This is a genomic window from Nisaea sp., assembly GCF_017640745.1.
Lineage (GTDB): Bacteria > Pseudomonadota > Alphaproteobacteria > Thalassobaculales > Thalassobaculaceae > Nisaea.
The window spans coordinates 35107-45897 of sequence record NZ_JAEPQA010000031.1 but is presented as its reverse complement, the minus strand read 5'-3'; the positions used below and the strand labels follow the sequence as shown (position 1 = coordinate 45897).

Annotated in this window: 10 protein-coding genes; 5 read left to right on the top strand and 5 right to left on the bottom strand. The window is 62.1% G+C overall.

Annotated features, from left to right (window positions below):
* Nucleotides 1-192: hypothetical protein (locus JJ959_RS18420; RefSeq protein WP_292886998.1), on the top strand; the 192-nt coding region annotated here is incomplete at its 5' end.
* 542 nt (nt 193-734) lie between these two features.
* Entirely contained in the window at nt 735-2066 is a 1332-nt protein-coding gene (locus JJ959_RS18415; RefSeq protein ID WP_292886996.1) for a peptidoglycan DD-metalloendopeptidase family protein, read from the top strand.
* A 21-nt stretch (nt 2067-2087) separates the two neighbouring features.
* Here JJ959_RS18415 and nhaA read toward each other — a convergent pair whose 3' ends face one another.
* The gene (gene nhaA / locus JJ959_RS18410) at nt 2088-3308 is read right to left on the bottom strand and encodes a Na+/H+ antiporter NhaA (RefSeq protein ID WP_292886994.1); all 1221 of its coding nucleotides are present in this window, start codon (nt 3306-3308) and stop codon (nt 2088-2090) included.
* 225 nt (nt 3309-3533) lie between these two features.
* On the opposite strand from nhaA, the gene JJ959_RS18405 reads away from it, so the two are divergent.
* From JJ959_RS18405 to JJ959_RS18395, 3 genes are read left to right on the top strand one after another with little or no spacing between them, the layout of a single operon-like run.
* Nucleotides 3534-4457, top strand: coding sequence for a methylenetetrahydrofolate reductase (locus JJ959_RS18405; RefSeq protein ID WP_292886991.1), 924 nt, complete (start codon nt 3534-3536; stop codon nt 4455-4457).
* Nucleotides 4458-4494: 37 nt separating this feature from the next.
* Nucleotides 4495-5400, top strand: a complete 906-nt coding sequence (locus tag JJ959_RS18400) for a methyltetrahydrofolate cobalamin methyltransferase (protein ID WP_292886987.1) — start codon at nt 4495-4497, stop codon at nt 5398-5400.
* A gap of 18 nt (nt 5401-5418) precedes the next feature.
* Nucleotides 5419-7476 carry an ASKHA domain-containing protein gene (locus tag JJ959_RS18395; protein WP_292886984.1) on the top strand — a complete coding sequence of 686 codons (2058 nt, stop codon included), beginning with the start codon at nt 5419-5421 and terminating at the stop codon, nt 7474-7476.
* 187 nt (nt 7477-7663) lie between these two features.
* On the opposite strand, the gene JJ959_RS18390 is transcribed toward JJ959_RS18395, so the two are convergent.
* From JJ959_RS18390 to JJ959_RS18375, 4 genes are all read right to left on the bottom strand, one after another.
* Nucleotides 7664-8149 carry a toll/interleukin-1 receptor domain-containing protein gene (locus JJ959_RS18390; RefSeq protein WP_292886981.1) on the bottom strand — a complete coding sequence of 162 codons (486 nt, stop codon included), beginning with the start codon at nt 8147-8149 and terminating at the stop codon, nt 7664-7666.
* Between the two features lie 510 nt (nt 8150-8659).
* Complete coding sequence (locus tag JJ959_RS18385) at nt 8660-9049, bottom strand: hypothetical protein (protein ID WP_292886978.1); 390 nt, start codon at nt 9047-9049, stop codon at nt 8660-8662.
* Between the two features lie 379 nt (nt 9050-9428).
* Entirely contained in the window at nt 9429-10022 is a 594-nt protein-coding gene (locus JJ959_RS18380; RefSeq protein WP_292886975.1) for a hypothetical protein, read from the bottom strand.
* Nucleotides 10023-10248: 226 nt separating this feature from the next.
* Nucleotides 10249-10776 carry a PH domain-containing protein gene (locus tag JJ959_RS18375; protein ID WP_292886972.1) on the bottom strand — a complete coding sequence of 176 codons (528 nt, stop codon included), beginning with the start codon at nt 10774-10776 and terminating at the stop codon, nt 10249-10251.
* Nucleotides 10777-10791 lie beyond the last annotated feature (15 nt).

Here is a 10791-nt window from a genome sequence, read left to right as displayed (position 1 = left end):
GCATGTGTTAGGCATGCCGCCAGCGTTCGTTCTGAGCCAGGATCAAACTCTCAGGTTGATCAAGCTATCCATCCGCATAAACACGAACAGACGCATCAACGTAAGACCGTCCCTAGCACAAGAGCTTCTGTGTTAACTTTAGCTCAGGATGCTCAGGTCGATCATCTGATCGAAAACCGGCAAACCACATAAGGCCGCCGCCTGCGCATCCCTTTCCTATATCTACTATGTCAAAGAGCCGCCCGGACCTCCGTCCGAACACCCCGGAAATCCTGCCGAAACAGTCCCTTCCGAGACCCCGCCGCCGCGCCGCTCAACACGCCGCCCCGCAACGGGAGGCGCCTTATACGACCCTCCCTCCAAAACCGTCAACAACATATTTGCACTTTTTTTGACAGCGGCGATTTTCCGCCGACCGGCGATACCGAATAAGGGAGAGCAGCGGGTTCGTCCCTCCACCACCCTGGCACAGGACCACCGGTCGGACCACTTCTGCTCAGGGCCAGACCGCTTGTGACCGCCGATTTCAGTTCCGTTCCTGGCGCGGCCAAGCTATATGAACTGCCGCGCGCCGCGAGCGACATTGCCCGGCGACGCGAAAAACCCCTCTGCAGATTAAATCCAAGCTTTAAGTTGACGGTCCACCACGCTGATTCAATTGCACTAAATCTTGACTTCGCAAGCGGGTCACAACAAAATCGGCCGAAATGATGCGTTTTTTTGGGGTCGCTTTCATGAATCACCGGGTTCGCTCACGTTCGGCAGTTACCGCCGGCGTTCTCGGCTCCGTTCTTCTCGCCGGCATTGCCGTGTCCGCGCTCCTCGGGACCATCGGCCCTGATTCCGATCCGACAACGGCAGATGCGTCGAGTGCGGTTCCCGCGCTGATCAGCGAGGCCAATGCCTTCAGCATCACGGCGCCGGACGGCGCCCCTGCCTCGGTGCAGACCAAGGCGGTCAAGGTCGAGCGCGGTGACACCCTGATGAAGCTGCTGACCCGCAACGATATCGACCGCCGCGACGCGCATGCGGCGATTTCCGCGCTGAGCGAGGTCTACGATCCCCGGCGCATGCAGATCGGCCAACTCTTCGAACTCTCGCTCGCCGATAGCGCAGCCGAGACGGCGGGCCCGAACCTGGTCTCGCTCTCCTTCAAGGCCGATCCGGTGCGCAGCATCCAGGTCCGCCTGACCGACGACGGGGACTACCAGGCGGAGGTCAAGGAAAAGGCGCTGAAGCGCGCCGACGGCTTCGGTGCCGGCACGATCAAGAGCAGCCTCTATGAGGCGGCGATGGACGCCGATATTCCCGCCGCCGTGCTGCATGACATGATCCGGATCTTCAGCTTCGACGTCGACTTCCAGCGCGATATCCAGCCGGGCGACAAGTTCGAGGTGCTGTATGACGAGCATGCGACCGAAGAGGGCGCCGTGGTGCGCGTCGGCGAGATCCGCTATGCGGCGATGACGCTTTCCGGCAAGGAACTCGCCTATTACCAATACACCCCGAAGAGCGGGATCACCGACTATTTCAATCCGCAGGGCCAGTCGGTCCGCAAGACGCTGATGCGCACGCCGATCAACGGCGCCCGTCTCTCTTCCGGCTTCGGCAAGCGCAAGCACCCCATCCTCGGATATACCAAGATGCACCGCGGCACCGATTTCGCAGCGCCGACCGGCACGCCGATCATGGCCGCCGGCGACGGCGTGGTGGATTTCATCGGGCGCAACGGCGCCTACGGCAAGTATATCCGCATCCGCCACAACAGCAGCTACAAGACGGCCTATGCACACATGTCCGGCTTCAAGCGCGGCCTGAAGCAGGGCGACCGGGTGAAGCAGGGCGACACGATCGGTTATGTCGGCACCACCGGCCGCTCGACCGGCCCGCACCTGCATTACGAAGTGCTGGAAAACGGCAAGCAGCGCAATCCGATGAGCGTGAAGCTGCCTGCCGGCGAGAAGCTCGAGGGGCAGGATCTGAAGCGCTTCGCCGCCTCCCTGCCCGCGCTGCAGCAGCGCATCGCCGTCGCCCGCGGCGAAGGACAGTTCCTGGCCCAGGACTGACCGCACACCGGACGACAGACCTCAGGCGCGGCCCGCCGTGCCTTCCGGCTCCGCCAGAACCCGTTTCAGAGCCAGATAGCCGAGCAGCGCCGAGACCAGCGAGCCGGCGAACACGCCGCCGCGCGATGCGGTTTCGTGCATGCCCGTGCCGAAGGCGAGACCGCCGATGAAAAGGCTCATGGTGAAGCCGATCCCGGCCAGCAGCGAGCAGGCGAAGAGCTGGGTCCTCGTCACATGCTCCGGCAGCTTCGCAAGGCCGCTCCAGAGCGCCAGCATGGAAGCAACGACGACCCCGAGCGGCTTGCCGACCACGAGACCGAGAAAGACCCCGAGCGCGACGCTGTTCCACTGCGCGGCGTCAGCGAAGGCGGCGAGCGGCAGCCCCGCATTGGCAAAGGCGAAGAGCGGCAGCACGAAGAAACTGACATGGTCGTGCACCGCCTCGTACATCCGGGTTAGCAGGGCCCGGCGCCGGTGCGGGTGCGGGTCAGATGGGATGGCGAGCGCCGTCATCACGCCGGCCACGGTCGGATGCACGCCGGCGGCCAGCAACGCCACCCAGAGTCCCACACCCGTCAGGAGATAGGGCACCGATGCCGAGATCCGGAAACGGTGCAGCGCCGCCAGCACTGCGATGCCGATCATGATCGCCACGAACGGCGCCGGCGCCATGGTTCCGGTATAGAAGACGGCAACGATAAGCACCGCGATCAGATCGTCGGCGATCGCCAGCGCCATCAGGAACAGCTTCAGCGATGCCGCCGCCCGGCCGCGAAAAAGCGCTAGCACAGCAAGCGCGAAAGCGATGTCGGTCGCCGTCGGCACGGCCCAGCCGCGCAGCACCATCGGTGCCTCGCCATTGAGCGCCGCGGTATTGACGGCGAGAAAGATCAGCGCCGGCACGAGCACGCCGCCGAGCGCCGCGAACACCGGCAACGCCGCCTGCTCCCGGTGCGCTGCAGTGCCGTGCGCATAGGCCCGCTTCACCTCAAGCCCGATCAGGAAGAAGAAGACGGTCATCAGGCCGTCATTGATCCAGAAGCGGAGATCGTGGCCGATCTCGGCCGTCCCGACGGTGATGATCACCGGCAGGGTGAGGAACGCGTCATACATCTCGGCCAAGGGCGTATTAGCGGCGACGAGACCCAGCACGGCGGCCGCGCCGAGCGGCAGGCCGCTGTCCGTCTTCGCCCGCAGCAGCAGTTTGACCGGGAAAACGCTCATCGAGGAGATGTCCGACATAGAATTGTGTCCATCCGGCAGATGATCCCCTCTGAGGACGCCGCTGGCAATGCGGCCGTGAAGCGCGGGGCACTTTGCCGGAGACGAAGCCGGAAAATGACGGATTTTCGCCACGTGTCGCAATTGAGAGAAGTTGTGACGCGCGGCAGCCATCAGGGTGACTTCACTCGCCTTACATCCGGATTACCGCGCGATCATGCGCGACGGCGATGCAAGGAGAGCGCGATGGCCGCTGGCATGTCGGATATCCAGGCCCTGATCCGGGGCTTCTCTGTCGAGACCACGCCCGGTTCGGCCGCCAAGGTCGACGACTTCGCCGCGCTGCTTCCCGCCGGCACGATTGTCAACGTGACCCAACTCCCCGGCTCCGCCCTCTCCGACACCATCGCCGTCGCGAAGCGCCTGCGCGCCGAGGGCATGGTACCGGTGCCGCATATCGCCGCCCGCAGCCTTTCCGGCGCGGACGAACTCGCCCGCTATCTCGACGGCCTCGTCAGCGAGGCCGCGGTTTCGGAAGTCCTGGTGATCGGCGGCGGCGTCGACAGGCCCGCCGGCAGCTTCTCCGAGACCATGGACGTGCTGAAGAGCGGCCGGCTCGAGGCCGCCGGCATCGCCAAGGTCGGCGTCGCCGGCCACCCGGAAGGCTCGCCCGACATTTCCGAGAGCGGCCTTGCAACCGCGCTCGCGGCCAAGAACGCTTGGGCGAAGCAAACCGGCATCGAGACCTATATCGAGACCCAGTTCTGCTTCGACGCGAGCGCCATCCTGAAATGGGAGAAGGCGATCCGGGCGGCGGGCAACGAGCTGCCGATCCATATCGGCGTGCCCGGCCTCGCGACCCTCAAGACCCTGCTGAAATTCGCCCAGGTCTCCGGCATCGGCCCCTCCATGCGGGTGCTGACGCGGCAGACGCGGAACATCGCCCGGCTGCTGACCGTGCAGGCGCCGGACCGGCTGCTGGTCGGGCTCGCCGACGGCATAGAGGCCGATCCGGACTGCCTCATCAAGCACCTGCATTTCTATCCGTTCGGCGGGCTTGCCAAGACCGTCGAATGGATCAACCAGGTTGAGGCCGGTGCTTTCGCGCTCAACGGCAAGGGAGGCTTCGACGCCGCCCCTTTGGCCGGACGCGCGGCGGCGGCCTCCTAAGCAAAATCCTCGGCCTCTTCCAGGGAGACAGATCGGAATGACCGACACCGTCATCAGCTCGGCGAGCAAGGAAATCGTGATCGGTTTCGAACGCCCGTTCTGCGTCATCGGCGAACGCATCAACCCGACCGGCCGCAAGCTGCTCGCGGCCGAGATGGCGGCGGGCGACTACAGCCGCGTCGAGGCCGACGCGCTCGCACAGGTCGCGGCCGGCGCCACCATGCTGGACGTCAATGCGGGCATCCCGCTGGCGGACGAACCGGCGATCCTCGCCGAGTCGATCAAGCTGGTGCAGTCGCTGACCGACGTGCCGCTCTCGATCGACAGCTCGATTGTCGCCGCGCTCGAGGCCGGGCTCGCGGTCTACCAGGGCAAGGCGTTGGTCAATTCCGTCACCGGCGAGGAGGAGCGGCTCGAGACCGTGCTGCCGCTGGTGAAGAAATACGGCGCCGCCGTGGTCGCGATCTCCAATGACGAGACCGGGATCTCGGAAGACCCGAACGTGCGCTACGAGGTCGCCAGGAAGATCGTCGAGCGCGCCGCCGATTACGGCATCCCGCGCGAGGATATCGTGGTCGACCCGCTGGTCATGCCGGTCGGCGCGATCAACCTCGCAGGCCGCTCCGCCTTCGACCTGATCGGACGGCTGCGCAACGAGCTCAAGGTGAACACCACCTGCGGCGCCTCCAACATCTCCTTCGGCCTGCCGAACCGGCACGGCATGAACGCCGCCTTCCTCTCGATGGCGATCCATGCCGGCATGACCTCCGCGATCATGAACCCGCTGCATGCCGAGGAAATGGGCGCGGTGATGGGCGCCGACGTGATGATGGGCCGCGACCCCGAATGCCGCCGCTGGATCCGGCGTTTCCGCGAGGCCCCGGCCGAAGGCGAGGCGGTCGGCGCGCGCGGCAACCGCGAACGCCGGCGGCGCCGGGCCTGACACAACAGAAGAGCGTCCATGTCAGAATCCGACCCAGTATCGAGTTCCGGTCCGTCAGACATTCCTGACGACGTTTACGTGGTCTTCACGCCGTCCGGGCGGCGCGGCTTCGTGCCGCCCGGCACAACCGTGCTCGACGCGGCGCGCGCGCTCGGGGTCGATCTCGATTCCGTCTGCGGCGGCCGCTCCATGTGCGGGCGCTGCCAGATCCAGCTTTCCGAAGGCGAGTTCGCGAAGTTCCAGATCACCTCGCGGCCGGATGCCATCAGCCCGGTCACCAGGTCCGAGGAGCGCTATGCCGAGAAGCGCGGGCTGAAGCCGAAGCGCCGGCTCGGCTGCAACGCGAAGGTGCTCTCCAACTGCGTCATCGACATCCCGCCGGAAAGCCAGGTGCATCGCCAGGTGGTGCGCAAGCGCGCCGAGGTCCGGGACATCGAGATCCGCCCGGTCACCCACCTGCATTACATCGAGGTGCGCGAGCCGGACCTGCACGACCAGTCGAGCGACTTCCGCCGGCTCTGCGAATGCCTGCGCGAGCAATGGCCGAACTGGGGCATCGCCGACGACATCTCCTGCGACCACGCCGTGCTCACCACGCTGCAGAAGGCGCTGCGCGAGGGGAAATGGAAGGTCACGGTCGCGCTCCGCGAGGGCAACCGGGTCACCGGCGTCTGGCCGGGCTTCCGCGACAGGATCTACGGCCTCGCCGTCGATATCGGCTCGACCACCATGTCCGGCCATCTCTGCGACCTCGCGACCGGCAAGGTGCTCTCCTCGGCCGGCACCATGAACCCGCAGATCCGCTTCGGCGAGGACCTGATGAGCCGGGTCTCCTACGTAATGATGAATCCCGGCGGCGAGGAGGAGATGACCCGCGTCGTGCGCGAGGCGGTGAACTTCCTCGCGACCCAGACCACGGCCGAGATCGCCGCCGGTTCGGACGAGATCGTCGAGCTGGTCTTCGTCGGCAACCCGGTGATGCATCACCTGATGCTCGGCATCGACCCGACGGAGCTCGGCGGCGCGCCCTTCGCGCTCACCGTCGACACCGCCGTCGAGCTCAGCGCCTCCGAACTCGACCTCTATCTCCATCCGGGCGCGCGGGTCTACGCCCTGCCCTGCATCGCCGGCCATGTCGGCGCCGACACCGCCGCCGTGGTGCTTTCCGAGACGCCCTACAAGAACGACGAGATCACCCTGATCGTCGATGTCGGCACCAATGCCGAGATCGTGCTCGGCAACCGGGACCATCTGCTCGCCTGCTCAAGCCCGACCGGTCCCGCCTTCGAGGGCGCGCAGATCTCGAGCGGCCAGCGCGCCGCGCCGGGCGCCATCGAGCGCGTACGCATCGACCCGGCGAGCCTCGAGCCCAGCTTCCAGATCATCGGCACCGACCGCTGGTCCGACGAGGAGGGTTTCGAGGAGGCGCTGGAGGAGATCGGCGGCATCACCGGGATCTGCGGCTCCGGCATCATCGAGGCGATCGGCGAGATGTTCCTCGCCGGCATGATCACCACCGACGGCATGATCGACGGGGCGCTGGCGGAGAGGTCCGAGCGGATCTATCCCGACGGCCGCACCTTCTCCTACCGCATTTCCGAGACCGTCTCGGTGACCCAGACCGACGTGCGCTCGATCCAGCTCGCCAAGGCCGCGCTCTATGCCGGCGCCCGCCTGCTGATGGACCGCCGCGGCGTCGACGCGGTCGACCGCGTAGTGCTGGCCGGCGCCTTCGGCAGCCATATCGACCCGAAATACGCCATGGCCCTCGGCATGATCCCGGACTGCGAGCTGGCCAACGTCACCTCGGTCGGCAACGCCGCCGGCACCGGCGCCCGCATCGCCCTGCTGAACGGCCAGGCGCGGCGCGAGATCGAATGGGTGGTGCGCACCATCGAGAAGGTGGAAACGGCGGTCGAGCCGCGCTTCCAGGAACATTTCGTCGGCGCCATGGCGCTGCCGCACAAGACGGACCCGTATGCGAGGCTGCGCGCGGCGGTGAAACTGCCGGAGCCGCGGAGCCTTACGGGCGGGGACGGCGAAGGCGGCGGACGGCGGAGAAGGCGGCGGGGGTAGCTCCGCGCCCGGCGCCCCTCCCCCGCACATTCGTCATCCCGGCCGGAGAGCCGGGACCCAGCTTTTCGTAGCGAGAGGACGGCGGCGCGGTGGATCCCGGATCAGGTCCGGGATGAGCGATTCCAGTCGGTGAATTGAGTGAAGCGTCGTCTTGATTTCGTTCCCCTTGATTTCCGAGCCCCAAACGCTAAGTCGCGACCAGTTCGGCGATCTTAGCCGCGACATCCGCCATCGACTCTTCGGCAGTGCTCAGTCCAGCTCGGGAGGCTAACAGGAGACTCACTCGCTCAAGCTCTTCATAGGTCGTGCCGTGAACAACTGGGACAAGCCGCTCGCGTCGGAGAAGCGCCGAAAGCTCTTTGTCAGCGATGCCTTCTGCCGGGAGACGTCGCAACATCGCCGGGGTCACCAATACGATACCGACGCGTGAATTCACCAAGCCCTTGTCAATCGCCCGCATCATTGGCACTCCGAGTCCAAGATCCTTCTCACTGAACCAAACGCGAACACCCCGCGCTTCGAGCAAATCATGGAGCTCTTTGGCGGAGCCTTGCCTGTCATCCCAAGCGTGACAGAGAAACACATCTCGGAGATCTGGTTCGGAGGCAGCTAGGTTCTCAACGTTTTCTCGAATCGGCGTGAGCGCCTGCACTTGTTCTGGTGTGTACCGCACCGTCGAGCCTGCTCCCGACCAACGCGGCTTTGCGGTACGATGTCCGGAACTGCTGCTGCTTCCCGATGAGGAGTATGAAGAGGACGAGTACGATCCATGGCTGCTATACCCGCCGCTATATCCGCCGTAACCGCTTAAGCGACCATAGCGATTCCTGCATGCAGGACAGTTGGCTGCGGCAGCCGATGAGCTGTGGCCCCTTACCGGAGCAGTACATCTAGCCATGCTTTTTCATCCCCTTTAGCGCTTCGCCAACGAACAGACCTGCTACTGCATTTTGTGGCCCAGAAAATCAAGGAAACGCTCGTTTTAGCTATAAATCATTTACTCATTGATCATTACAAGTTGCCGACAATATGAGAACCAACCCTATTCCCGCATCATAGCCAAATCGGAAATAAGGGAGCGCGCGACCTATTTCCGGACCCGATCCAGAACGACCAATTGTGACCCTCGAATTGGGTAACGTGCCTGCTAATTGCCCTTAACTGAGGGTTATATATGCTACTCTTATTGAAGGTGGGAATTCCCCAGAATGAGCAACTCAAGCTCGTTCACGCGGGTTCGCGTCACTTCCGCACACAGACCTGTATCCTCAAAAACGTAACCTTGCTGACCAAACCTATTCAAGATTGCGAACTGCTTGGGGAAGGATGGATCTTCCCTAATTGCCAGACAGGCAAAGGGTAACGCGGCAAGGTACATCTGTTTTGTAATCTGCTTCTGGTCCTGAAAGATGGCGTAGGCAATGTCGTTCCGGCCGCTCTCGCGAAAGTCGAACGAACCATAGGGCGCGAGCAACTCGCGAAGATCGGAGACTGTATCGGCTTTGGACACATAACCTGACATCAGAATAAAGATCAGAACCACCAAATACCTATTTATAATGTTCTTGAACATAATTCTCATTTATCCCCCAACAACACCATAAAAATTCATATACTGTAGTGTTGAGAATAAATTTTTTCTGATGCGCCTAAAATATACTTCAATTGAAAAGCGCGAAATTTCATTCTAACTCTAATGACAATGAACCTTCCCGGTTTTCCGATCCATATGACAGCACTGTCCCTTGGGTGAACTCTTTCTGCATCCACCCCCATGATAAATTACCGCCTCGTTCGTGGACGACACTTCGCCGTACCAGCTTGCTATTGAAACAGGAACATCCGCTACGCTTCCGCATGACCACCCAAAGATCGACGAAGCAAAAATAGATAGATAAAACAATCGCATACCCTTAAATCTCCACGAGTATTTTATTGCATGCCTTATGTCGTTAATTTGGCCGGAACCAAACATTGTAGACTGATCCGCCACTCTTCGAATTACAGGTGACATAGTACTGCCCCGGCCTGCTGGTGCTCTTGTCGCCAATCATGATCGAAGCGCAATTCTCGTCTTCTTTAAGGACCTTAAGCGCGCCTTTTTTCATGATCGCTTTGTCCTTGGCGTTCAGGAAAGACGCGTTATCGACATCCCAGATTAGGCCGGACGCCCTATCGGCCGACTGCAACGTAGAAACGAACTTCTTGCTGACCCAGCCCTTCTCCCAATTGACCGGTCGCCCGTCGGCTTCTGTGATATGCGCGTAGAGCCATCCATCGGTTTCACAGATTCCGGTCAAGGCATATTCCCTCGACAGCTTCCGAAGCGTTTTCGTTCCGAGAATCCGTGTTGCTTTCTCGTTCACAACGGGCTCAGCCGCTGCTGATGGTGCTGTCCTAAAATTCACGTCGGTACCGGTAATGAAGTATTTTCCGGAAACCGGCTTGCCTTGCGGGCATTGAGCAGCGTCTGCCTTACCGATTTCTAAATTTGCGAATGCAACACAAACGATCAGTACCGAGAAAATATGAACACGCTTTATCACTTAAACCCCTCCACTCTCATTGCAGGAGAGAGCGTACTCAGACAACCGCGTAACTAGCAACAAATCGCCGCTGGGAATTACGGGGACAGAACAGGAATTACGGGGACACACAACAGGAATTACGGGGACACACGACTTAATTTCAGATTCGCCCCAAGACGATGAATTCCGATCCTCGAATTTAGTGACGTGCCCCCCGTATATAGGTCGTTGGTCGCGCATCTCCTCAGTCACCCGTGGACATCACCGCCCCGTCGACAACCTCGGAAACTCTTTGATCCAGAACTCGCTTAAAGCTGCCCGGCGAGGCAATGCCCGGGATCGGCGAGATACCGCCTCCGGTGCCGCGGACCTCGATGGATCCATAGTCGAGGATACGTCCGAGGATGCTTTGGTCGAGATTGATGCCCTCGACCCGCCGCATATCCATCTCGACCGCCTTGCGTCGAATGAATCCGAATTTCGCGATCACGCGCCGGTTGGTCAAGACAAGCTCCGTACAGGCCCAGGCAATGAAGGAAGACAAGCCGACGTATAGGGCGACCAGGATGAGGATACTTGCCGCGATACTGATTAAGGCCCCGGGGGCGACGTTGTCAGGAGTGGCTTTCATGCTGATCGAGGCCCAAGCCAACAGACTCCCGAAGGCGAGGTAAGGCAACGGTCTCAAGAAAACAATCCAGTGAATTCTCGCCGCCGCCATGATGTTTTCACCGCCCACCAACTGCGCCTTCGCGTAGCTCGTATTGGCCATAGATACCCCAATCTC